Origin of the sequence: Streptomyces sp. NPDC056948, from assembly GCF_042674225.1 — a bacterium.
Taxonomy (GTDB): domain Bacteria; phylum Actinomycetota; class Actinomycetes; order Streptomycetales; family Streptomycetaceae; genus Streptomyces; species Streptomyces purpurascens.
Map to the genome: position 1 here is coordinate 24,168 of NZ_JBHUQX010000013.1, position 23,553 is coordinate 47,720.

The 23,553-nt window shown below is 72.3% G+C and carries 21 protein-coding genes; 14 read left to right on the forward strand and 7 right to left on the reverse strand.

What is annotated here, in order from left to right; genetic code table 11:
* Positions 1 to 151 precede the first annotated feature (151 nt).
* Genes ACFTZL_RS03260 through ACFTZL_RS03295 form a run of 8 tightly spaced genes read left to right on the forward strand, consistent with a single transcriptional unit; the run spans position 152 to position 7,988 of the window.
* Entirely contained in the window at positions 152 to 1,225 is a 1,074-nt protein-coding gene (locus ACFTZL_RS03260; protein WP_382577595.1) for a sugar ABC transporter substrate-binding protein, read from the forward strand.
* Positions 1,222 to 2,712 carry a sugar ABC transporter ATP-binding protein gene (locus tag ACFTZL_RS03265; protein ID WP_382577598.1) on the forward strand — a complete coding sequence of 497 codons (1,491 nt, stop codon included), beginning with the start codon at positions 1,222 to 1,224 and terminating at the stop codon, positions 2,710 to 2,712. The genes ACFTZL_RS03260 and ACFTZL_RS03265 overlap by 4 nt, the downstream gene beginning before the upstream one ends.
* Positions 2,705 to 3,733, forward strand: a complete 1,029-nt coding sequence (locus tag ACFTZL_RS03270; protein WP_382577601.1) for an ABC transporter permease — start codon at positions 2,705 to 2,707, stop codon at positions 3,731 to 3,733. The genes ACFTZL_RS03265 and ACFTZL_RS03270 overlap by 8 nt, the downstream gene beginning before the upstream one ends.
* 32 nt (positions 3,734 to 3,765) lie before the next feature.
* Complete coding sequence (locus ACFTZL_RS03275) at positions 3,766 to 5,109, forward strand: L-fuconate dehydratase (RefSeq protein WP_382577604.1); 1,344 nt, start codon at positions 3,766 to 3,768, stop codon at positions 5,107 to 5,109.
* On the forward strand, positions 5,106 to 5,861 hold the full coding sequence (locus ACFTZL_RS03280; protein WP_382577607.1) for an SDR family NAD(P)-dependent oxidoreductase: 756 nt from the start codon (positions 5,106 to 5,108) through the stop codon (positions 5,859 to 5,861). The genes ACFTZL_RS03275 and ACFTZL_RS03280 overlap by 4 nt, the downstream gene beginning before the upstream one ends.
* On the forward strand, positions 5,858 to 6,844 hold the full coding sequence (locus ACFTZL_RS03285) for an aldo/keto reductase (RefSeq protein WP_382577610.1): 987 nt from the start codon (positions 5,858 to 5,860) through the stop codon (positions 6,842 to 6,844). Before ACFTZL_RS03280 ends, ACFTZL_RS03285 begins: the two co-directional genes overlap by 4 nt.
* Complete coding sequence (locus tag ACFTZL_RS03290) at positions 6,841 to 7,158, forward strand: L-rhamnose mutarotase (RefSeq protein ID WP_311129025.1); 318 nt, start codon at positions 6,841 to 6,843, stop codon at positions 7,156 to 7,158. The genes ACFTZL_RS03285 and ACFTZL_RS03290 overlap by 4 nt, the downstream gene beginning before the upstream one ends.
* Positions 7,155 to 7,988: an amidohydrolase family protein gene (locus tag ACFTZL_RS03295; RefSeq protein ID WP_382577612.1), complete on the forward strand. Its 834-nt coding sequence runs from the start codon at positions 7,155 to 7,157 to the stop codon at positions 7,986 to 7,988. The genes ACFTZL_RS03290 and ACFTZL_RS03295 overlap by 4 nt, the downstream gene beginning before the upstream one ends.
* Here ACFTZL_RS03295 and ACFTZL_RS03300 read toward each other — a convergent pair.
* On the reverse strand, positions 7,976 to 9,397 hold the full coding sequence (locus ACFTZL_RS03300; RefSeq protein WP_382577615.1) for a lipase maturation factor family protein: 1,422 nt from the start codon (positions 9,395 to 9,397) through the stop codon (positions 7,976 to 7,978). The two genes, ACFTZL_RS03295 and ACFTZL_RS03300, sit on opposite strands and share 13 nt — an antisense overlap.
* Before the next feature lie 132 nt (positions 9,398 to 9,529).
* Here ACFTZL_RS03300 and ACFTZL_RS03305 point away from each other — a divergent pair, with 132 nt between their 5' ends.
* From ACFTZL_RS03305 to ACFTZL_RS03315, 3 genes are all read left to right on the forward strand, one after another.
* Positions 9,530 to 10,597: a DUF6777 domain-containing protein gene (locus tag ACFTZL_RS03305; protein WP_382577617.1), complete on the forward strand. Its 1,068-nt coding sequence runs from the start codon at positions 9,530 to 9,532 to the stop codon at positions 10,595 to 10,597.
* A gap of 76 nt (positions 10,598 to 10,673) precedes the next feature.
* On the forward strand, positions 10,674 to 12,761 hold the full coding sequence (locus tag ACFTZL_RS03310; protein ID WP_382577619.1) for a SpoIIE family protein phosphatase: 2,088 nt from the start codon (positions 10,674 to 10,676) through the stop codon (positions 12,759 to 12,761).
* Positions 12,762 to 12,792: 31 nt separating this feature from the next.
* The gene (locus ACFTZL_RS03315) at positions 12,793 to 13,656 is read left to right on the forward strand and encodes an Fpg/Nei family DNA glycosylase (protein WP_382577620.1); all 864 of its coding nucleotides are present in this window, start codon (positions 12,793 to 12,795) and stop codon (positions 13,654 to 13,656) included.
* A 7-nt stretch (positions 13,657 to 13,663) separates the two neighbouring features.
* Here ACFTZL_RS03315 and ACFTZL_RS03320 read toward each other — a convergent pair whose 3' ends face one another.
* From ACFTZL_RS03320 to ACFTZL_RS03335, 4 genes are all read right to left on the reverse strand, one after another.
* Positions 13,664 to 14,845 carry a PP2C family protein-serine/threonine phosphatase gene (locus ACFTZL_RS03320; protein WP_382577623.1) on the reverse strand — a complete coding sequence of 394 codons (1,182 nt, stop codon included), beginning with the start codon at positions 14,843 to 14,845 and terminating at the stop codon, positions 13,664 to 13,666.
* A gap of 116 nt (positions 14,846 to 14,961) precedes the next feature.
* A complete protein-coding gene (locus ACFTZL_RS03325) occupies positions 14,962 to 15,621 on the reverse strand; it encodes a zf-HC2 domain-containing protein (RefSeq protein WP_382577626.1) in 660 nt (219 codons plus the stop codon).
* Between the two features lie 150 nt (positions 15,622 to 15,771).
* Positions 15,772 to 16,284 carry a hypothetical protein gene (locus tag ACFTZL_RS03330; RefSeq protein WP_382577629.1) on the reverse strand — a complete coding sequence of 171 codons (513 nt, stop codon included), beginning with the start codon at positions 16,282 to 16,284 and terminating at the stop codon, positions 15,772 to 15,774.
* A 152-nt stretch (positions 16,285 to 16,436) separates the two neighbouring features.
* Positions 16,437 to 16,982 (reverse strand): sigma-70 family RNA polymerase sigma factor, encoded by a 546-nt coding sequence (locus tag ACFTZL_RS03335; RefSeq protein ID WP_382577631.1) that lies wholly within the window; start codon positions 16,980 to 16,982, stop codon positions 16,437 to 16,439.
* Positions 16,983 to 17,204: 222 nt separating this feature from the next.
* On the opposite strand from ACFTZL_RS03335, the gene ACFTZL_RS03340 reads away from it, so the two are divergent.
* A complete protein-coding gene (locus ACFTZL_RS03340; RefSeq protein ID WP_382577633.1) occupies positions 17,205 to 18,362 on the forward strand; it encodes a CapA family protein in 1,158 nt (385 codons plus the stop codon).
* A gap of 37 nt (positions 18,363 to 18,399) precedes the next feature.
* On the opposite strand, the gene ACFTZL_RS03345 is transcribed toward ACFTZL_RS03340, so the two are convergent.
* Entirely contained in the window at positions 18,400 to 18,837 is a 438-nt protein-coding gene (locus ACFTZL_RS03345) for a pyridoxamine 5'-phosphate oxidase family protein (protein ID WP_382577635.1), read from the reverse strand.
* A gap of 57 nt (positions 18,838 to 18,894) precedes the next feature.
* Positions 18,895 to 19,356 (reverse strand): universal stress protein, encoded by a 462-nt coding sequence (locus tag ACFTZL_RS03350; RefSeq protein ID WP_382577637.1) that lies wholly within the window; start codon positions 19,354 to 19,356, stop codon positions 18,895 to 18,897.
* An 89-nt stretch (positions 19,357 to 19,445) separates the two neighbouring features.
* Here ACFTZL_RS03350 and lysX point away from each other — a divergent pair, with 89 nt between their 5' ends.
* Together lysX and ACFTZL_RS03360 are read left to right on the forward strand one after the other, a co-directional pair.
* On the forward strand, positions 19,446 to 22,736 hold the full coding sequence (gene lysX / locus ACFTZL_RS03355; RefSeq protein ID WP_382577640.1) for a bifunctional lysylphosphatidylglycerol synthetase/lysine--tRNA ligase LysX: 3,291 nt from the start codon (positions 19,446 to 19,448) through the stop codon (positions 22,734 to 22,736).
* 89 nt (positions 22,737 to 22,825) lie between these two features.
* Positions 22,826 to 23,553, forward strand: a 728-nt coding sequence (locus tag ACFTZL_RS03360; RefSeq protein ID WP_382577643.1) for a polysaccharide deacetylase family protein, incomplete at its 3' end; no start/stop codon positions are given.

The window sequence follows — 23,553 nt, forward strand, 5'->3', positions numbered from 1 at the left end:
ACAGGCTCCGGCGCAGTCTAACCAGCGAGGTGGTCGGACCACTATGAGCCCGGAGCGGGAAAATATGCCGTAGCAGGGTGTTCCGGCGGGGGAGTGGTCTGATAAGTATGCGGGCATCTGCTCGAACCCCGGTCGATGGGAGCCCCCTCAGATGCCCGGAAGCACAGTGCGGAAGCGGAAAAGGTCCCGGATCGTCGGCGCGGTGGCGCTGGCCGCCGGTGCCTCCCTGGTGCTCGCCGCGTGCGGCAGTACCAAGGACACCGGCGCCTCCGGTGCCGGCGGCGGCGACGGCAGCGGCAAGGTCGGGGTCGTCCTGCCCCTGCTGACCTCGCCGTTCTGGCAGTCGTACAACGACTACGTGCCCAGGATGGCGAAGTCCGAGGGCGTGGACGCGATGAAGACCGTCAACTCCAACAGCGACCCCTCGCAGCAGATCACCGACATCAACAACCAGCTCAACCAGGGCGTCGAGGGTCTGGTCGTCGCCCCGCTGGACAGCGCCGCCATCGAGGCGGGCCTCGACCAGGCCGAGCGCAAGGGCGTGCCGGTCGTCGCCGTGGACGTGGCGCCCGACAAGGGCAAGGTCGCGATGGTGGTCCGCGCGAACAACGTGGCGTACGGCGAGAAGGCCTGCCAGTACCTCGGCGAGCACATCACCTCCGGCAAGGTCGTGCAGATCATGGGCGACCTCGCCTCGGTCAACGGCCGCGACCGCTCCGAGGCGTTCCGCGCCTGCGTGAAGAAGAACTTCCCGAAGCTCAAGGTCCTGGAGATCCCCGCCAAGTGGGAGTCCGACGCGGCGGCCTCTAAGCTCGACACCCTCCTCAACGCCAACCCCGACATCAAGGGCATCTACATGCAGGCGGGCGGCGTCTACCTCGCGCCCACCCTCCAGACCCTCAAGTCCAAGGGCATGCTGAAGAAGGCCGGGCAGTCGGGCCATATCGCCATCGTCTCGAACGACGGCATCCCGCAGGAGTTCGACGCGATCCGCAAGGGCGAGATCGACGCGACCGTCTCCCAGCCCGCCGACGCCTACGCCAAGTACGGCATGTACTACATCAAGGCGGCGATGCAGGGGAAGAAGTTCAAGCCGGGCCCGACGGACCACGACTCGACGATCGTGAAGCTGCCCAGCGGAATCCTGGAGGACCAGTTGCCCGCGCCGCTGGTCACGAAGGACAACGTCGACGACCCCAAGCTCTGGGGCAACACGGTCGAATGAGCAGCCCACTGGTTGAAGCGCGGGGCATCGTCAAACGGTACGGCCCCACCACCGCCCTCGCCGACGGCCGGCTCTCCGTCCTGCCGGGTGAGTCCCACGCCCTCGTCGGCCGCAACGGCGCCGGCAAGTCGACGCTGGTCAGGATCCTCACCGGCCTCGAGGCCCCGGACGAGGGCACCGTCCGCTTCGACGGCGACCCCGCGCCCCCGCTCACCGACCGGGACGCCTGGCGCCGCAAGGTCGCCTGCGTCTACCAGCACCCGACGGTCGTCCCCGAACTGACCGTCGCCGAGAACCTGTTCATCAACCGGCAGCCGCTCCGGCGCGGGTTCATCAGCTGGCGCCGCCTGAAGTCCGAGGCGGCCCGGCTCCTCGACACCTGGGACGTGCGGGTCGACCCCGAGGCCCGCACCGCCGACCTCAAGGTCGAGGACCGGCAGATGGTGGAGATCGCCCGGGCGCTGAGCTTCGGCGCCCGCTTCATCATCCTCGACGAACCCACCGCACAGCTCGACAACCGGGAGATCGAGCGGCTGTTCACCCGCATGCGCGCCCTGCAGGACTCGGGCGTCACCTTCCTGTTCATCTCGCACCATCTCCAGGAGGTGTACGAGGTCTGCCAGACCGTCACGGTCCTGCGCGACGCCCGCTGGATCACCACGGCGCCGGTCGCCGACCTTCCCCGCCAGGCCCTGGTGGAGGCCATGGCGGGGGAGACGATCGCCGAACAGGCCGAGCGGCAACGGACCATCGTGGCCGGCGGTCCCGTCCTGCTCGACGTCCGGGACCTCACCTCGGCCGCGTACGAGAACGTCGGCCTCACCGTCCGGCGCGGCGAGGTCGTCGGACTCGCCGGATCGAGCGCCAGCGGCAAGATCGAGCTCGCCGAGTCGTTCACGGGACTGCACACCCCCACGAGCGGGACGGTCCGCCTCGACGGACAGCCGCTGCCGTTCGGCGATGTCCGCAAGGCCCTGGAGGCCGGAGTCGGCTTCGTGCCCCGGGACCGCCACGAGCAGGGCCTGGTCTTCGGCATGTCCATCGGCGACAACGCCACCCTCAGCGTCCTGGACCGGCTCGGCCGCTTCGGCTTCGTCGGCACCGAACACCGGCGCGGTGTCGCCACCGCGCTGATCGAACGCCTCGACATCCACGCGGCGGGACCCGAGCAGCCCGTCTCGGACCTGTCCGGCGGCAACGCGCAGAAGGTCGTCATGGCCCGGGCCCTCGCCTCCGATCCGCGGCTCCTGGTCCTCGTCAACCCGACCGCGGGCGTCGACGTGAAGTCCAAGGAGTCCCTGCTCGCCCGTGTCGACACCGCCCGCGAGGACGGCACCGCCGTACTCGTCGTCTCCGACGAACTCGACGACCTCAGGCGCTGCGACCGGGTCCTCGTCCTCTTCCACGGCCGTGTCGTCGCCGAGCACCCGGCGGGCTGGCGCGACCACGAGCTCATCGCCTCCATCGAAGGAGTGGACCATGGCTGACACCAAGGCGGCCCCGCCGCTCGCGCCCGCGCGAGCCACCGACCCGCGCGCCGCCAAGGCCGTCATGCTCCGCCGGGCCCGCGAACTCGCCCTGGTACCCGCCCTGTTGCTGCTCCTGGTGCTCGGAGCGGTGGTCAACGACTCGTTCCTCACCGAGCGCAACATCGTCTCGATCCTCGGCGCCTCCGCCGCCCTCGCGATGGTGGTGCTCGCCGAGTCGCTCGTCCTGATCACCGGCAAGTTCGACCTGTCCCTGGAATCGGTCGTCGGTATCGCGCCCGCCGTGGGCGCGCTGCTCGTCCTGCCCGCGGCCCAGTCCGGCTGGGGCACCGAACTCCCCGTCGCACTGGCCCTGTTGGCGATCCTCGTCGTGGGTGCGGCCGTCGGCGCCTTCAACGGCATCCTGGTCGTGAAGTTCAAGCTCAACGCGTTCATCGTGACGCTGGCGATGCTGATCGTGTTGCGCGGCCTGCTGGTCGGCGCGACCAAGGGCAAGACACTGTTCGGGATGCCCGACAGCTTCTACTCGCTGGCGACCACCACCTTCCTCTCCGCCCCGCTGTCGGTGTGGCTCGCCGCGATCGCCTTCGCGGTCGCCGGGCTGGTCCTGAAGTACCACCGGGTCGGGCGCGCCCTCTACGCCATCGGCGGCAACGCGGACGCCGCCCGGGCGGCGGGCATCCGGGTGGAACGCGTCATGCTCGGCGTGTTCGTCATCGCGGGCGCCCTCGCCGCGGTCGGCGGCATCATGCAGACCGGATACGTCGGCGCGATCAGCGCCAACCAGGGCCAGAACATGATCTTCACGGTGTTCGCGGCCGCGGTGATCGGCGGCATCGCCCTCGACGGCGGCAAGGGCACCATGTTCGGCGCCCTGACCGGCGTACTCCTTCTGGGGGTCGTGCAGAACCTGCTCACCCTCGCGCAGGTGCCGTCGTTCTGGATCCAGGCCATCTACGGCGGGATCATCCTGGTCGCCCTCATGATCGCCCGGGTCACCACCGGCCGGGCCCAGGACTGACGCCCCCGCCTCCTGCAACCGAAAGGCCCTCCGTGTCCCCGACGCCCGCCCGCATCATCGCGGTCGACACCCACGACATCCGCTTCCCCACCTCGCGCGAGCTCGACGGCTCCGACGCGATGAACCCGGACCCCGACTACTCGGCGGCCTACGTCGTCCTGCGCACCGACGCGGCCGACGGGCACGAGGGGCACGGATTCGCCTTCACCATCGGGCGGGGCAACGAGGTGCAGGTCGCCGCGATCGACGCGCTGCGCGGACACCTGATCGGCCGCTCGGCCGACGACCTGTGCGCCGACCCGTCCACCCTGAACCGCGACCTGATCGGCGACAGCCAGTTGCGCTGGCTCGGGCCCGAGAAGGGCGTGATGCACATGGCGATCGGCGCGGTCGTCAACGCCGTGTGGGACCTGGCCGCCAAGCGCGCGGGCCTGCCGCTGTGGCGGCTGCTCGCCGAGGCCGAGCCGGCATGGCTGGTGCGCCAGATCGACTTCCGCTACCTCACCGACGCCCTCACCCCCGAGGAGGCCCTGACCCTGCTGCGCCGGGGCCGGCAGGGCGCCGAGGAGCGCACGGCCCGGCTGCTGGAGCGCGGCTACCCCGCCTACACCACCTCACCCGGCTGGCTCGGCTACGACGACGAGAAACTCACCCGGCTCGCGGCCCGGGCCGTCGCCGACGGCTTCCGCCAGATCAAGCTCAAGGTCGGCGCCGACCTCGAGGACGACATCCGCCGCTGCCGCGTCGCCCGTTCCGTCATCGGCCCGGACATCCGCATGGCCGTCGACGCCAACCAGCGCTGGGACGTCGACGAGGCGATCCGCTGGACGAAGGCCCTCGCCGAGTTCGACCCGTACTGGATCGAGGAGCCCACCAGCCCCGACGACATCCTCGGCCACGCGGCGGTCCGCCGGGCCGTCGCCCCCGTGAAGGTCGCCACCGGCGAGCACGTGCACAACCGGATCGTCTTCAAGCAGCTCCTCCAGGCCGGTGCGCTCGACGTCGTCCAGATCGACGCGGCCCGCGTCGGCGGCGTCCCCGAGAACCTCGCGATCCTGCTGCTCGCGGCCAAGTTCGGCGTGCCGGTCTGCCCGCACGCCGGCGGCGTCGGCCTGTGCGAACTCGTCCAGCACCTGTCGATGTTCGACTACGTGGCCCTGTCCGGCACCACCGAGGACCGCGTCATCGAGTACGTCGACCATCTGCACGACCACTTCCTCGACCCGGTGGTGATCCGCCAGGCTCACTACACGGCACCCACCGCGCCGGGCTTCTCGGCCGCCATGCGGCCCGAGTCACTGGCGCGATTCACCTACCCGGGCGGCGAGTTCTGGGCCGCCGACCTCGACGAGCGGAAGAAGGGTCAGGCCGTATGAGCGACTTCGAGGGCATCAAAGCCCTGGTGACGGGCGGCGCCTCCGGCATCGGCCGGGCCACCGCCGACCTCCTGGCCGAGCGCGGCGCCCAGGTCGCCGTCCTCGACCTGGACCCGTCGCCGGTCGACAAGCCGCTGCTCGCCTACCGCGCGGACGTCACCGACGACGCGTCCGTGCGCCGGGCCGTGGCGTCCGCGGTCGCCGACCTCGGCGGACTGGACGTCCTGGTCAACAACGCGGGCATCGGCGCCCAGGGCACCGTCGAGGACAACCCCGACGACGAATGGCACCGCGTCTACGACGTCAACGTCGTCGGCATGGTCCGCACCGCCCGCGCCTGCCTGCCCCACCTGCGCGCCTCCGCGCACGCCGCGATCGTCAACACCTGCTCCATCGCCGCCACCGCGGGCCTGCCGCAGCGCGCCCTGTACAGCGCCACCAAGGGTGCCGTGTACTCCCTCACGCTCGCCATGGCCGCCGACCACGTCCGCGAGGGCATCCGCGTCAACTGCGTCAACCCGGGCACGGTCGACACGCCCTGGGTCGGCCGCCTCCTCGACGCCGCGCCCGAACCGGCCGCCGAACGCGCCGCCCTGGAGGCCCGTCAGCCCACCGGCCGCCTGGTCTCCGCGGCCGAGGTCGCGGGCGCCGTCGCCTACCTGGCCGGCCCCCTCTCCGGCGCCACCACGGGCACCGCGCTCGCCGTCGACGGCGGCATGCAGGGCCTGCGGCTGCGCCCGGTGGCCCGGTGAACCGGCTCGGCGGCAGCGGCGTCGAGGTCAGCGCCCTGTCCTTCGGCGCCGCCGCGATCGCCAACCTGTACTCCGAAGTCGGCGAGGCGCAGGCGCACGACGCCGTGGAGGCCGCCTGGCAGCGGGGCATCCGCTACTTCGACACCGCCCCGCACTACGGCCTCGGCCTCTCCGAACGCCGCCTCGGCGCCGCCCTGCGCGACCGCCCCCGAGGCCAGTACACGATCTCCACCAAGGTGGGCCGCCGCCTGGAGCCCTCGGACGGCACCGGCGACGACCTGGCCCACGGGTTCGCCGTGCCCGCCGGCCACCGCCGCGTGTGGGACTTCAGCGCCGACGGCGTACGACGCACCCTGGAGGCCAGCCTGGAACGGCTCGGCCTCGACCGCGTCGACGTCGTCTACCTCCACGACCCCGACGAGCACGCCGAAGAGGCCTTCCGGGAGGGCTATCCGGCCCTGGAGAAGCTCCGCGCCGAGGGCGTGGTCGGCGCGATCGGCGCCGGTATGAACCAGGCGGAGATGCTCACCCGCTTCGTCCGCGACACCGACGTCGACGTGGTGCTGTGCGCCGGCCGCTACACCCTGCTCGACCAGAGCGCCCTCACCGACCTGCTGCCCGCGGCCCACGAACGCGGCACATCCGTCGTCATCGGCGGCGCCTTCAACTCCGGCCTGCTGGCGAACCCGCGGCCGGGCGCGACGTACAACTACACCGTCGCCCCCTCCGAGCTCGTCGAACGTGCCCTGCGGCTGAAGTCCGTCGCCGACCGCCACGGCACCACGCTGCGCGCCGCCGCCCTGGCCTTCTGCGCCGCCCACCCGGCCGTCGCCAGCGTCCTCGTCGGGGCCCGCTCGGCGCACGAGGTCCGCGACTGCGCCCACCAGTTCGCCGCGCGTGTGCCCGCCGGGTTCTGGCAGGACCTGCGCGCCGAGGGCCTGCTGCCCGCCGACGCCCCCGTCCCCGCCGAGGAGCCGTCATGAGAGTCGCCCTGCACACCAAGGTCCGCGCCGACCGCATCGCCGCGTACGAGGCCGCGCACCGCGAGGTCCCGGAGGAGCTCACCGACGCCATCCGCGCCGCCGGCACCACCTCCTGGACGATCTGGCGCAGCGGCACCGACCTGTTCCACGTCCTGGAGTGCGAGGACTACGCCCGTCTCCTCGCCGAACTGGAGAAACTCCCGGTCAACGTCGCCTGGCAGGCCCGCATGGCCGAGCTGCTGGACGTCGTGCACGACTACTCCGGCGAAGGAGCCGACGCCGGCCTGCCGGTCGTCTGGGAGCTGCCGTCATGACCGTCGTCGACACCCACCACCACGTGTGGGACCTGTCCGTACGGGACCAGGACTGGATCACCGGCCCCGAACTCGCGCCCCTGCGCCGCGACTTCACCATGAAGGACCTCGAACCCGAGGCGAGAGCGGCCGGAGTGGACCGCACGGTCCTCGTCCAGACGATCACCGTGCCCGAGGAGACCCCGGAGTTCCTGGCCCTGGCCGACGAGCACGACCTGATCGCGGGCGTCGTCGGCTGGACCGACCTCACCCGCCCCGACGTCGCCGACGAACTGGCCCGGCTGCGGGAACTCCCCGGCGGCCGCCACCTCAAGGGCATCCGCCACCAGGTCCAGGGCGAACCCGACCCCGAGTGGCTGCTGCGCCCGGACGTACGCCGGGGACTGGCCGCCCTCGCAGACGCCGGGCTGGTCTACGACCTCGTGGTCCTGCCCCATCAGCTCCCGGCCTGCGCGCGGGCCGCCGCGGACCTGCCCGGCCTCACCTTCGTCCTCGACCACCTGGGCAAACCGCCTGTCGCCTCCGGCACCCTCGAACCCTGGGCATCCGGCCTGCGCGCCCTCGCCGCCCTGCCCAACACGGCCGGCAAGCTGTCCGGCCTGGTCACCGAGGCCGACCTCACCTCCTGGACCGTCGAGGACCTCCGCCCGTATGCCGACGTGGCCCTGGAGGCCTTCGGACCGGACCGTCTGATGTACGGCTCGGACTGGCCGGTCTCCACCCTGGCGGCGACGTACGGCGAGATCCTGGACATCACCCGCCGACTGATCGACCCGCACGACCACACGCAGATCCTCGCGACCACCGCCACCCGCGTCTACGGCCTCTGAGCCGTCTCCGCCAGCCGCGTAGGCGGCAGGTACTCCCGTACGTACGTCCGCTCCCAGCACGCGCCCGTCTCCCGCAGCTCGCGCCATGTCGTGTAGCGGTAGCGGAACAGGCGGGCGCGTACGTACCGCGGGGGCTCGTCCGCCGGGAACGGCGAGCGGCGCAGCAGCTTCAGCGTGGCCCGGTCGTTCTCCAGCAGCCGCTCCACCAGCGTGCCGAACCAGGATCCGGCGTAGCCGGGGGAGAGGGCCGCGAACCACATCATCCAGTCCAGCCGCAGATGGTACGGCGCGAACTGGCGCGGCCAGCGCCGAGGATCGCCCGGCTTGCCCTTGAACTCGTACTCCAGCCACCGCGAGTCCGTACGCGGCACGTCGTCCGCGGTGCCCTCGACCACCACCTCGTAGCGGACCCGGCTCACACTCCCGAACGCCCCGTAGGTGTTGACCAGATGGACCGGGTCGAAGGAGCGGTTCATCACCTGGCGGCGGGAGAGCATGTTGCGGACCGGCTGGTAGCTGAGGCCCACGAGCAGCGCGGCCACGGCCAGAACCACGACCACGTACCAGAGCGGGGCCTCGGGCACGTCCGGCGGATCGGCCGGGAACCGTACCGCCGACAGGGCCAGCACGATCGTGATCCAGTTCAGCCAGGAGAAGTTGCCCGACAGCACCAGCCAGAGCTGGGTGACGATCATCAGCGCGGCGGCGGCCGTCGCGACCGGGTGCGGGGTGAACAGCAGGAACGGCACCACGAGTTGGGTGACATGGTTCGCGGCCACCTCGACCCGGTGCAGGGGCCTGGGCAGATGGTGGAAGAACCAGCTCAGCGGGCCCGGCATGGGCTGGGTCTCGTGATGGTGGTTGAGGCATGTCAGCTTCCGCCAGCATGCGTCGCCGCGCATCTTGATGAGCCCCGCGCCGAACTCCACACGGAACAGGATCCAGCGCAGCAGGAACAGCACGACGACCGGCGGCGCCACCTCGTCGTTGCCGAGGAACACGGCGAGGAAGCCGACCTCCAGCAGCAGCGACTCCCAGCCGAACGAGTACCAGGTCTGCCCGACGTTCACGATCGACAGGTACAGCACCCACGGCACCAGCCACAGCAGCATGCCGCCCCACAGCGGCAGCAACGAGTCGAGCCCGGCCAGCAGCGCCGCCGACACGGCGCAGCCCGCCCAGGCGCAGAGCGCGAAGAAGCGGTCCGAGTAGTGCAACTGGAACAGGCTCGGTGCCCGCTTGAACGGCACCCGCTCGACGAACGCCGGCACCGGCAGCATGCCGCGCCGCCCGATCAGCGCCCGGAACTGCAGAGCCGCCGTCAGGAACGCGACCAGATACACGGCGGCCAGCGCCCGCTGGAAGACCAGCCGGCTCAGCCAGTAGTCGGATGCGGTGAACCAGTCCACGGCCGTGCGCTCCTCCCGATGCCGCGCCGGACCCCAGTGTCACGCTCCGTGCGGCGCAGCTCCGGTTGCGTAACCCAAGTGAGTGAAGCAAACAATAGTGACGAATGGCCAGAAACGAGGCGGGAGGACTGGGTGCGGACACACACCGGGACCTTCGTCGTGGCCTGTGTGCTCTCGACGGCGCTCCTCCTCTCGGGCTGCGGCACCGACGGCGACGGCGACGGTGACGCCGCGGACGCCGGCGGAGAGCTCTTCCTCCAGCCGGCCGCGGCCCGGGGACCGGACCCCTTCACGGACTCCACGGCCACCACGACGGCTACCCCGTCCCCCGCCCCGCGAACGCCGGGGAGAGCCGGCCCGCACGGCCCGTCCCGGATCTCCGCAGGACTCGGCGGACTGCGCTCGCTCTCCGGCGGGACACCCGGCCTGTACGGCGGCATCGAGCGGACCGGAAGCTGCGACACCGCACGGCAGATCGGCCACCTCACCCGCGACCGTGCCAGGATCCGCGCCTTCGCCCGGGTCGCGGGCGTCTCCCCGGGGTCCGTCCCGGACTACGTGCGCCGATTGACCCCCCTTGTGCTGCGCGCGGACACCCGCGTCACCAACCACGGCTTCCGGTCCGGACGGGCGCTCGGCTACCAGTCCGTGCTCCAGGCGGGCACCGCCGTCCTGGTCGACGACCGGGGCGTGCCGCGCGTCCGCTGCGCCTGCGGCAACCCGCTGCGTCCGCCGGTGACGACGCGGGGCACGCCGCGTGGCCGTGGCAGCCCCTGGCCCGGCTACCGGCCCGGCGAGGTCATCGTCGTGACCCCTGCCCCGCAGGTGATCACCGACTTCACGATCATCGACGTCGCCGCCCGCACCTGGATCGAACGGCCGACCGGCCACGACGTACGCCACGACCGGGCCCTGCCGCCACCGCTCTGGGCGCAGCGGCCCCCGGAGTCCCGCGCGCCCTCGCCCTCGCCGTCGCCCGCGCCCTCCTCCCCGGAGGAACCCGAAGTGCTTCCGCGCGAGCCCCGTGTGGCTCCGCCCGACGAGACCGAACCGCTTGCCGACGAACCGCCTCCCGACGACCCTCTTCCCGACGAACCGGCTCCGGCAGACCCCGGCGGCTCCGGCGAGGTCGGCCCCGACACCGTGCCGGACAGCCCCGACCTGCCCGACGGAGCCGGTCTGATCCCCGATGGCGACTGAGGGCCGTTCCGGCCGGGAGACCCGTACGCTCGACACATCGGTCGAAGAATCGGATGATTCCTGGCAAGGTGGGCCCATGGCTGATCGGGGAGGGAGCGCCCTGTCACTCCCGGACGACTGGCCCGCCCACCCGGATCCGATCCTCGCGCTCAACCGGATGGGCAGTTTCGACTGGGATCTGGACAGCGGCCAGATGCAGATGGACGCCCAGGCCCACGACATCTTCGACGTGCGCCTCGACGAGTACGACGGCCACCCCGAGACGCTCGCCAAGCGGGTCCCGCCCGGCGAGGCCCGGCGCCTGGACACCGCGGTCTCCCAGGCCCTGAAGGACGGCAGCGAGAACTACGGCGCCTACTTCCGCATGCGGCGCCGCGACGGCACCCTGCGCTGGACCCACACCCAGGGCTACATCCGGCGCGACGACACCGGACGGCCCCGCCGCATCATCGGCATCGTCCGGGACGCCACCCAGGAACTCGGCGAGAGCGAGGCCCGCCTCGACCAGGCCGCCCGGGACGAGGCCCGCCGGGAGCAGACCAGCGTCGTCGAGCTCACCACGGCCGCCCTCGCCCACGCCCGCACCGTTCAGGACGTCATCGACGTCCTGAAGGACACCCACGGCCTCATCCACCTGGGCGCCACCAGCCTGGTCATGGGCCTGGTCGAGGCCGGGCGCATCCGCCTGGTCGCCGAGGGGCCCTCGGACAGCTTCGTACCCGGCACCCGCGTGACCCGGATCGACGAGCCCTACCCGATGAGCGAGGCCGTGCGGACCCTCGGCCCCCGCTTCATCGAATCGCCGGAGGAGTTCGCCGAGCGCTATCCGATCCTGTGGCCGCACATCACCGACCTGAACATCACCTCGGCCGCCTATCTGCCGCTCATCGTCCAGGCCCAGCCCATCGGCGCGATGGGCCTGCTCTACAGCGACCGGCACGGCTTCACACCCGAGGAGCGCAACATCCTCGTCGCCCTCGGCAGCAGCATCGCGCAGAGCCTGCAGCGGGCCATGTTCTACGAGCAGGAGATGGATCTCGCCCAAGGCCTCCAGCAGGCCATGCTGCCCCGGACCATCCCGAGCGTGCCCGGGGCCGACGTCGCGGTCCGCTACCGCGCCGCCACCATCGGCGGCTCCGTCGGCCGTGACATCGGCGGCGACTGGTACGACCTCATCCCGCTGCCCGGCGGCCGGGTCGGCGCCGTCATCGGCGATGTCCAGGGCCACGACACGCACGCGGCCGCCGTCATGGGCCAGCTCCGCATCGTGCTGCGCGCCTACGCCGCCGAGGGGCACACCCCGGCCACCGTGATGGCCCGCGCCTCCGTCTTCCTGCACGAACTCGACACCGACCGCTCGGCGACCTGCCTCTATGCCGAGGCCGACCTGTCGACCGGCGTGCTCCAGGTGGTCCGGGCCGGGCACATCGACCCGCTCGTGCGGCGGCCCGACGGGTCCTGCCGCCGCGTCACCGTCGCGGGCGGTCTGCCGCTCGGCCTGTCCGCCGAGTTCGGCCGCCTCGACTACCCGGTGGGCACCGTCGAGCTCGACCCCGGCGACACCCTGCTGCTGTGCACCGACGGCCTCGTGGAGCAGCCCGGCGCCGACCTCGACGACGGCATGCGCACCCTCACCGCGCTCGTCGCCACCGGCCCCGACGACGTACGCGACCTCGCCGACCGGCTCATCGACGTGGCCGCCGAGCGCAGCGGCGACGACGACGTGGCGCTGCTCCTGCTGCGCCGGCGCGGCCCCGACGGCCCGCAGTCCGGTCGCCGGCTCCAGCGGCACGTGGCCCCCGGCGACCCGGCGGCCCTGGCCGAGGCCCGGCACATGATCCGCACCGCGGTCGGCGTCTGGGGAGCCCGGGACCGCGCCGACGAGATCGAACTGGTCGCCGACGAGCTGATCACCAACGCGCTGATGCACACCGAGGGCTCCGCGATCGTCACCCTGCGGGCCCTCACCGGCTCGGGTCGCCGGCTGCGCGTCGAGGTCGAGGACTCCTCCAGCGCCCTGCCGCGCCGCCGCGAGGCGGGCGAGTCGGGCGTCTCCGGGCGGGGCCTGCTGCTGGTGGAGCTGCTCACCGACGTGTGGGGCGTGGAGGCGCGCGGCGGCGGCAAGGCCGTGTGGTGCGAGTTCGCGGTGCCCGACGGCGACTAGGGTCCTTGCCCCCGCGTGGCACTCTGGACCCATGCCGGAACTTCCCGAGGTCGAGGCGCTCAAGGACTTCCTGACCGAGCACCTCGTCGGTCATGAGATCGTCCGGGTGCTGCCCGTCGCGATCAGCGTCCTGAAGACGTACGACCCGCCCCTGTCCGCGCTGGAGGGACACGAGGTCGCCGCCGTACGCCGGTACGGCAAGTTCCTCGACCTCGCGACCGCGGACGGCCCGCACTTCGTGACGCACCTGGCCCGCGCGGGCTGGCTGCACTGGAAGGACCGCCTGCCCGACGGCCCGCCCCGCCCCGGCAAGGGCCCCCTCGCGCTGCGCGTGGCCCTGGAGACCGGCTCCGGCTTCGACCTGACCGAGGCCGGCACCCAGAAGCGGCTCGCCGTGTACGTCGTGGGGGACCCGCAGGAGGTCCCGGGCGTCGCCCGGCTCGGCCCGGACCCCCTCGCCGACGACTTCGACGAGCGGCGCTTCGCGGAACTCCTGGCCGGTGAACGGCGGCAGCTCAAGGGCGCGTTGCGCGACCAGAGCCTGATCGCGGGGGTGGGCAACGCCTACAGCGACGAGATCCTGCACGCGGCGAAGATGTCGCCCTTCAAACTGGCCGCGTCCCTGAGCGCGGAGGAGACCCACCGGCTCTACGAGGCCCTGCGCGACACGCTCACCGAGGCGGTCGAACGCTCCCGGGGCGTGGCGGCCGGGCGGCTGAAGGCCGAGAAGAAGAGCGGCCTGCGCGTCCACGGCCGCACCGGCGAGCCCTGCCCGGTGTGCGGCGACACCGTGCGGGAGGTGTCCTTCAGCGACTCCTCGCTGCAGTACTGCCCGACCTGCCAGACGGGCGGCAAACCGCTGGCGGACCGCAGGATGTCCCGGCTGCTGAAGTGACGCGCCGTCACCGGGCCGGGGGCGACCACTCGAACATGAGGATGGTCGCGTCGTCCCGCAGCCGGCTGCCGGACGAGTCGAGGATGGAGTGGATGAGCCGCCGCAGCGTCTCGGGCGCCAGCTCGCCCGCGGCCGTCGCCCGGATGATGTAGTCGGCGAACTGCTCGAGACCGAACTCCGCGCCGTCGACGGCCCTGGCCTCGGTGACCCCGTCGCTGTACATCAGCACCCGGTCGCCGGGCTTCAGAGCGATCTCGTGCGTCCGACGCTTCAGCCCGGCCAGCCGGGACGGCAGACCCATGGGCGGTTCCGGCTCGCGCCGCATGGCGTCGACGTCCGGCCGCCTGTCACGGATGAGCAGCGGGGTGGGATGCCCGCAGTTGCACCACCGCAGCACCCCGGAGACCAGGTCGAGCTGGGCCAGGACCCCCGTGCAGAACTGGTCGGGGAGCCATTGCGCCAGCGCGTCGTCGACGCTCTGCACCAGGTCGGGCAGGTCCGCCCCGGTCCGCCGGGCATTGCGGCTCGCGGCCAGGCACACGGCCGTGGTGAGCCCGGAGGCCAGGTTGTGTCCCATGGCGTCGAGGACCGTGGCGTGCAGGGCCGTCTCGGTGAGGGAGTGGTCGAAGGCGTCGCCGCCGAGCTCGTAGGCCGGCTCCAGCACGGCCGTGGACACGACGTGCGCGGTGCCGATCGTGCGCGGCGGCAGAAAGGCCCGCAGCATCTCGGCGGGCAGAAGCATCGGTCTGGTGCGCGTAAGCCGGACGAAGGAGTCCTGGTACGCCCGGGTGGACGTGATCATCATGGCGAGGAGCGTGGCGAGGGCCTTGCCGCGGCGCAGCACGGCCGGGGTCAGCGAGGCCGAGTGCACGGCGAGGACTCCGAGGCGTTCCGCTCCGTCCACGAGGGGGACCCAGGCCGTCATGCCGCCCGACTCGGACTCCTCCACGCGCAGGGACTGGGTGCGGTAGGTCCAGCCGGCGAGCGAGTCGTCGACGAGCAGGGGGGAGGCCACGTCGGTGAGCGGCACGAGCCGGCGCTGCTGGATGTCGGCGAGGTACACCGCGGAGTGCTGGAGCCCCAGGGCCTCGGTGGCGCGGGCCGCGGCGGTGGTCAGGTCCAGCGCCCTGTTCCCCGGATCGGCGAGGTACTCCTCCAGGCGGCCGTCGCCGTCCTGTGACGCCGCCACCTCGTCTCCCCTCGTCGGGACCGCGGACACCCGGCTGTCTCCCGGGTACGCCAACCAGCAGTCTCACACCGGGGCACGCGGGATGCCCGGCGACAGGGGCGGACGGACGACACCCGCTAGCGCGGCTGAAGCTTCACGAGGACCTCCCCGGACGCCGAGCGGACCTCGTAGCGGGCGGTCTCGTCCGGGTGCTTGGACGAACTGGCCATCATCGTGTTGGGGTGGGTGTCGTGCCCGGGGCCGTGCCAGCTCGTCGCGGTCTCCTCGGTGCCGTCGCGGCCGACGATGACCAGGTGGCAGGAGCGGGGACCGGCCGCGTCCTTGACCTTCAGTTCGACCTGGCTGCCCGAGGCCTTGTCCTCGACCGTGACCTGGGCCCAGACGCCCGAGCGCGCGTCGGTCGCCGCGACCGTCAGGGGTGCCTCGCCCTCGCTGCTGCCCTTGGCCATCATCGCGACGCCGGGTACGGACACCGCGAACGCCACCGAGGCGGCCAGGGCGAACAGCAGGCGTCTGCGTCCGGCCCGGCGCCTCGTCGCCACCTCGGCCAGCAGCCGGTCCAGCATGCGCGGCCCGGGCTGCGCCATCGGGTGCACGAACCGTGGTGTCGCCCGCCGGTACAGCATCAACTGCCGTGTCGTCACGCCGAATTCCGTCACCTCTGCAGCGCACCGAGGGCACTCCATGAGGTGGTCCTCGAAGCGGAAGGCCTCCGCCTCGTCCAGCACGCCGAGCGCGTAGGCGCCGACGTCGCGATGCCGTTCCAGGGACCTCATGCCGAATCCTCGTGCCGTTGGGTGCGGGTGGGGTTACTCCTTGCTCCCACCGGTACGGACCAGGCAGCGGAATCACTCAAGCCGGTGACACAATCGCAACCTATGGATTCGGAGCCCTCCGACCGGCGGATTGGTCGGAGGCGCGGAAATCTAAAAAAGGTGGATCGCGAGGTGTCCCAGCGGCAGTCCGAGCTGCCAGGCGGGCGTCCAGACCTTCGGCCCCTCGTCCTCCCCGACCACCGGAGCACCGCCCGGCACCGCGTTCAGATCGGGCGCGAGCAGCTCCGTCTCCTGCAGCCAGCGCCAGGCCTCGTCCGCCAGGTCCAGGTCCGGCGCGGGCAGCCCCGACCCCGCGGCCAGGCCGGCCAGCTCGGCCAGCCGCTCGCGCACCCACTCCTGCCACGGCTGGTCGTACGCGGTCAGTGACAGCCACGTCTCGAGCTGGGTGACGACCCGGATGCCGGACAGCTCCCCGTCGGTGTCGGAGAGGAAGATGGTCAGCGCCAGGGCGTCCCGCCCCGCCCGGAACTCGAAGGACGTCGGCGGCATCAGATCGCCGGTCCGCAGCAGCTCGTCGGCGATGTACTCGGCGTACAACCACGCCATGGGGACGGTCAGTTCACCGCCGGCGCCGTCCGTGCTCTCTTCACCTCTGTGCAGCATCCCTTCCTGCCTTCCTCCGGTACGTGCGCGTCGCCCGACACCGGGCCCCGGGGGCGCTGTCGGCCCTCTCCGGAACACGGATGAGAACAGCCGATTACTCAACCGGGGTGTTCGGCAAGGCGCTTTACGGAGGCTTGACCCGCCCATTGGTTTCAGCGCAGGTCGGTGGCGTATCCGGGAAGCACCCGGCGCAGGGCGCGCAGCGCGTAGTACGCGCGGGACTTCACGGTACCGGGCGGGATCCCGAGGGTCGCCGCGGCTTCCGCCACACTCGCCCCCTGGAAGTACACGAGCACCAGGACTTCACGGTGCTCCGGAGTGAGTGTCTTCACAGCCTGGCGGACGTCGAGCGTCGCCGCGGCCCGCTCGGCGTGGTCGGAGATGACCCGCGCGTTCTCCAGGACCGCGTCGCCGACCTCGGCCGGACGCGCCTGCCGGGCCCGCCGGGCATCGATCGCCAGCCGCCGCCCGACGGTCATCAGCCAGGGCCGTACGGACTCGAAGTCGTCGGCGCGCAGGGCCTCGGGGTGCTGCCAGGCGCGTACGAGCGTCTCCTGCACCAGGTCCTCCGCGCGCTGCAGGTCGCCGTCGCAGAGCCGGAGCAGGAGCGCGAAGAGGGGCCGGCCGTGCTCCCGCTGCAGTGCGGCGAGCTCGTGCTCGGCGGTCGTCCCGTTCGTAAGAGTGGATCCGGCCGTCATGGCCGTATGCCACAGCAGGGCGCAGCCGGGGGACAGGGCACGTACCCGCCCGTGCGGCGGACGGTCGATCGCGTCGACGAACGGTTCGACGAACGGTCACCGCGCCCGGACCGGTGCGTTCCGGACGGGCTAATGAGCGTGTCGGAGCCGCGTGGGACGGCATGAGCCTTCTTTCCTGATGGTGCGTAAATACGACCACAACGCCCACAAAGGGGTGAATGGATGATCGCTCGCAGTCGACAGGTGGCCCTGGCCCTGACCGTCGTCCTCGCCGCGGGTGCGGCCTGCCAGGCCCGCGGCAGCCATGAACCGCGCGGCCCGGGACGCCCGGCACCGTCCTCCGCCGTGCCCCGCGGTTTCACACTCGTCGCCTCCGGCGACGTCCTCCCGCACAGCTCGATCATCGACCGGGCCCGCTTCGACGCCGGCGGCACCGGCTACGACTTCCGGCCGATGCTCGCGGGGATCCGCTCCGTCGTCTCCCGCGCCGACGTGGCCCTGTGCCACATGGAGACCGTCTACGGCGAGAACGGCGCCTACACCGGCTACCCCACCTTCAAGTCCCCGCCCGAGGTGGCCCAGGCCCTCGCCGTCACCGGCTACGACGGCTGCTCCACCGCCTCCAACCACACCCTGGACGACGGCGCCGACGGCATCCGGCGCACCCTCGACGCCCTCGACCGCGCGGGCGTACGGCACGCCGGCTCGGCACGCGCCGAGGAGGAGGCGCGCACGGTGACCGTCCTCCAGGCGGGCACGGCGAAGATCGCTCATCTCGCCTACACCTACGACACCAACGGCATCCCGCTGCCGGCCGGACAGCCCTGGGCCGTGAACATCATCGACGAGGGCACGGTCCTCGCGGACGCCCGGGCCGCACGCCGGGCGGGCGCCGACGTGGTCGTCGTCTCCCTGCACTGGGGCACCGAGTGGCAGGACGCGCCCGACGACCGGCAACTGGCCCTGTCCCGGAACCTCACCGCCTCGCGCAGCGCCGGACGCCCCGACATCGACCTGATCCTCGGCACCCACGCGCACGTCCCGCAGGCCTACGAGAAGGTCAACGGCACCTGGGTGATCTACGGCATGGGCGACCAGATCGCCGGCGAGATGACCAACCACCAGGGCGCCAAGGACCCGCGCGGCAACCAGTCCACCCTCGGCCGCTTCACCTTCGCCCCGCCCGCACGGCCGGGCGGCCGCTGGGAGGTGACCAAGGCCGAGTTCGTCCCGCAACTGTTCGACGTCGACGCCGGCCGGGTCGTGAACCTCAACCGCGCGATCGCCCAGGGCGCCGACGGACAGGCCGTCCGCGACCGCATCCGGGACGTCGTCCTCGGCAGGGGCGCGGCCGGGGACGGACTGGTGATGGGGGAGTAGGCCGGGAGCACCCCCTGCCGTTGCGCCCGTGGCCGCCTCAGGGGGCCACGGCGTAACTCAGGTCGTGCGCGACGAGGGACGTGGGCTCCAACCGCAGCCACACCGTCCCGCGCCGCGCCGGATCGTCGTGGAGATAGTGCACGAACCGCTCGTCCCACTGTTCCTCGTCCGCGCCCAGATAGCGGACGAGCTTGCGCCGCCCCCGCTCGACGTCGAAGGGCACGAGTTCGGCCCGGCCCCGGGCGATCACCTGCCGGACCAGACCGGTCGCCGGGTCGCACTCGTCCACCACCAGCGCGACCCGGGGGTCGGCCCGCACCCGGTCGAAGAGGCGGGCCCAGGGCCCGGTCAGGACCCAGAACGCGCCCTCCTCCCAGAGGAACCAGACGGGGCGGACCGTCGGCCCGTTGGTGGCGAGGCGCGCGGTGAGGGGCCGGCCCAGGAAGGCGTCCACGTCGAAGGCGTAGGAAGTCACGGCAGCATCCTCGAGTCCGCGCGGCCTCGTGCCTACCGACCAGGGACCTAGGTCCCGCTACGGCACCACCGTCACCGGCCACCGCCCGGCCTTCACCAGCCGCACCGCCACCGACCCGACGATCCGGTGGCCCGCCTGCTCGGACGCGCCCACGACCACGGCGTCCGCCTTGAGTTCGTCGGCCGCCTTCACCAGGCCGTTGTACGGATCGCCGGGGAACGTGTGGAACTCCCAGCGGACCTCGAATATCCCCTTGAGCCGCTCGGCCGCGTCCCGGATCTGCGCCACCAGGCCCTCGGCTATCTCGTCGGTCGTCCCGGCCACCGGCGCACCCAGCGCCGCCCCCGCCGCCAGCACCGGCTGCACGTACACCACGGCGAGCAGCGCGTGCTGCCGCCGGGCCAGGCCACCGGCGTAGGCCGCGGCCCGCAGGGAGGAGTCGGAGCCGTCCACTCCGACCACGATCACCTTCGGCCCGTCCGTGCCCCGCTCGAACTGATGGGAGTGCTGTTCCGTCACGCCGCGAGGCTATCGGAGCCCTCCGGTCCGCCCGTCGGCCGGGAGCGCTCGACGGGCGAGAAGAGGCGGGTGTTCCTAGAGTCGAAAGCATGAGTGCCACCGCGGACACCGGGACGGCCGAGAAAGACACCGGGGGTCCGATACGGCCGCCCCGCGGCCGGGCCCACGGCCTCCTGGGCCGGGTACCCGAGGGCTTCGCGGTCTTCTTCGGCGTCCTCGGCCTGCTCTGCGCCCTGCTGGCGCTGATCCCGCCGCTGCGCACCGGACTGCGCCCGCTCGTCCGCTTCCTGGACCTGCTGCTCGTCCCCGTCAGCGCCAACCTCGCCTACGCGGTCTTCCTGTTCCTGCTCGCCGCCGCGACCGGCGCCCGCAAGAAGATCGCCTGGTGGCTGGTCGTCGTCTACCTGGGCCTGCTGGTCCTGTCCGACATCCTCGGCATGGCCGTCGGCCAGTTCGCCGAATCGGTCCCGTCCTTCGTGGTGTGCGGCCTCGCCCTGGCCCTGCTGATCGTCGCCCGCGGGGAGTTCTACGCCGCCTCCCGCCGCGCCGCCGTACGCCGCGCCCTCGCCGTCCTGGTGGCCGGCCTGGTCGTGGCGATCATGGCCGGCTGGGCCCTGGTCGCGGCCTTCCCCGGCACACTGCCCGGCAACCAGCGCCTGGCCTGGGCCGCGAACCGGGTCCTGGGCGGCCTGGTGCCCGCGGGCAGCTTCGACGGCCGCCCGCCGCACGCCCTGTACTTCCTGCTCGGCCTGTTCGGCGCGCTCGCCCTGCTGAACGCCGCCACCACCCTCTTCCGCTCCCAGCGCCTGGAAGCCGCCCTGCACGACGACGAGGAGGCCCGCATCCGCGCCCTCCTCGGCCGCTACGGCGACCAGGACTCCCTCGGCTACTTCGCCACCCGCCGCGACAAGGCCGTCGTCTTCTCACCCAGCGGCAAGGCCGCCGTCACCTACCGCGTCGAGGCCGGGGTGTGCCTGGCCAGCGGCGACCCGGTCGGCGACCGGGAGGCCTGGCCGCACGCGATCGCCGTCTGGCAGGACGTGGCCCGCCGCTACGCCTGGGTACCGGCCGTGATGGGCGCCTCCGAAGAGGGCGCCAGGGCATTCGTGCGCGCCGGGCTCGGCGCGCTCCAGCTCGGCGACGAGGCGATCCTGCACGTCCTCGACTTCGACCTCGACGGCCGCGACATGCGCGTCACCCGCCAGGCCGTCAACCGCGTCCGCCGCACCGGCGCCGGCTGCCGCGTCCGCCGCCACTCCACCCTGAGCGAGGAGGAGATGCGGCAGATCGTCGAACGGGCCGACGCCTGGCGCGACACCGGGACCGAACGCGGCTTCTCCATGGCCCTGGACCGGCTCGGCGACCCGGCCGACGGCGACTGCCTCCTCGTCGAGGCCCACGACAAGGACGGCCGGCTCCTCGCCCTGCAGTCCTTCGTGCCCTGGGGCAAGGACGGCGTCTCCCTGGACCTGATGCGCCGTGACCGCACCGCCCCCAACGGCGTCATGGAGTTCATGGTCGCCGAACTGTGCCACGCCGCCCCGAAACTCGGCGTGCGCAAGGTCTCGCTGAACTTCGCCGTGTTCCGCTCCGTGTTCGAGGAGGGCGCCCGCATCGGCGCCGGACCGGTGCTCCGCCTCTGGCGCCGCCTGCTGCTGTTCTTCTCCAAATGGTGGCAACTGGAGGCCCTGTACCGGTCCAACGCCAAGTACCGCCCCGAGTGGTACCCCCGCTTCCTCTGCTACGCGGAGGCCGCCTCCCTCGCCAAGGTCGGTCTCGCCTCCGGCATCGCCGAGGGCTTCGTCTCCGTACCGTCGATGCGCAAGTTGTGGGGAAGAGGGCACCCGAAGGGCGGACAGCGGCCCGTCACCACGGAGGGGCTGCCGTCGTTGGCGGCGCTCGGCCTCGCCGGAGGGGACGGGACCGAGCCCGCCGACCCTCTCTCCGGCCTGTCCGACCAGGTCCGGGTCCGGCACCGCAAGCTCGACCGGCTGCGCTCCGCCGGCACCGACCCCTACCCGGTGGGCCTCCCGGCCCGCACCCACACCCTCGCCGAGGTCGCGAAGGGCGAACAGGTCACCGTCGCCGGCCGGATCATGCTGGTCCGCGACTTCGGCGGCATCGTCTTCGTCGTGCTCCGCGACTGGTCGGGCGACCACCAGCTCGCCCTCACCCGCGACCGCTCCGGCGCCGCCCTCGACCGCTTCACCGCCGACACCGACATCGGCGACCACGTCACCGCCACCGGCCAGGCGGGCGTCAGCGACCGGGGCGAGCCGACCGTGTTCGTCACCGACTGGCAGCTCACCGGCAAGTGCCTGCGCCCCCTGCCCGACAAACGCCGGGGCCTCGCCGACCCCGAGGCCAAGGTCCGCCGCCGCTATCTCGACCTGGTCGCGAGCCCCGACGCCCGCGAGGTGATCCGCGCCCGCTCCACCGCCGTCCAGGCCCTGCGCCAGGGCCTGCTGGAACGCGGCTACCTCGAGGTCGAGACGCCGATGCTCCAGCAGATCCACGGCGGCGCCAACGCCCGCCCCTTCACCACCCACATCAACGCCTACGACCTCGACCTCTACCTGCGCATCGCCCCCGAGCTGTACCTGAAGCGGCTGTGCGTCGGCGGCCTGGAGAAGGTCTTCGAACTGGGCCGCACCTTCCGCAACGAGGGCGTCTCCTACAAGCACAACCCCGAGTTCACGATGCTGGAGGCCTACCAGGCCTTCGCCGACTACGACGTGATGCTCGACCTCGTCCGCGAGCTCATTCAGGGCGCCGCGACCGCCGCCTTCGGCACCCCCGTGGCCCACAAGGACGGCAAGGAGTACGACATCTCCGGGCAGTGGCCCGTCAAGACCGTCCACGGCGCCATCAGCGAGGCCCTCGGCGAGGAGATCCACCCCGGCACCGACCTGCCCGCGCTGCTCCGGCTGTGCGACCGCGTGGGCGTGCCGTACACGGCCGACGACGGCCCCGGCGACGTCGTCCTGGAGATGTACGAGCGGCTCGTCGAGGAGCGGACCGAGCTGCCCACCTTCTACAAGGATTTCCCGACCGACGTCTCCCCGCTCACCCGGCAGCACCGCACCGACCCGCGCCTCGCCGAACGCTGGGACCTCGTCGCCTTCGGCACCGAACTGGGCACCGCCTACTCGGAGCTGACCGACCCCGTCGAGCAGCGCCGCCGCCTCACCGCCCAGTCCCTGCTCGCCGCCGGCGGCGACCCCGAGGCGATGGAACTCGACGAGGACTTCCTCGACGCCCTCGAATACGCCATGCCGCCCACCGGCGGCCTCGGCATCGGCGTCGACCGGCTGGTCATGTTCCTCACCGGACTGACGATCCGGGAGACCCTGCCGTTCCCCCTGGTGCGCCGCCGCTGACCCGTCTGCGTGGGCCGTCCGGGTGAAAGCGCGCCGCCGCACCGGTGTTGCTCAGGTGCGCCGGTCTCCCGCCGGGCGACTCATGAGTCATGAAGAAGGATCAGTTGCTCACCCGTCGCCGGGTGTTGCTCGCCGGCAGCGGCGTCGTGGGCGTCGCCGCCACGGCCGGTGTGTTCGCGGGGGTCACCGGGGGCGGCCCCGCCGGGACCGTCCCGGCCGCCGGGCCCCAGGTCCGCAGCCCGCTCAGCTCCTCCGCGTACCGGCTCCAGCCCCTGACCGGATACGGCCCGCCGCATGCCGCGCCCCGCCGGACCCTGGTCCGCCGCGCACCGCTGCTGCGCTTCTCCGAACGCGGCCGTCACATGGTGCTGACCTTCGACGACGGCCCCGACCCCCGCTACACCCCGGCCGTCCTGGACACCCTCGCCAAGTACGACGTGCGCGCGATGTTCTTCGTGTGCGGCGGGATGGTCACCGACCACAAGGAACTGCTGGCCCGGATGGCCGAAGAGGGCCATGTCGTCGGGAACCACACCTGGTCCCACCCGCTGCTCACCCGCCTCACCCGCAGGGGGATCCGCTCCGAGATGGAACGCACCTGCGACGTCATCGAGGATGCCTACGGGGAGCGCCCCGAGTGGTTCCGTGCCCCCTACGGCGCCTGGAACCGCACCGCGTTCCGGCTCGGCGCCGAACTCGGCATGGAACCCCTCGCCTGGACGATCGACACCCTCGACTGGACCACCCCCGGCACCCGGTCCATCGTCCGCCGGGTGGAGAACGGCGCCGCCCCCGGCGTCGTGGTGCTCTCCCACGA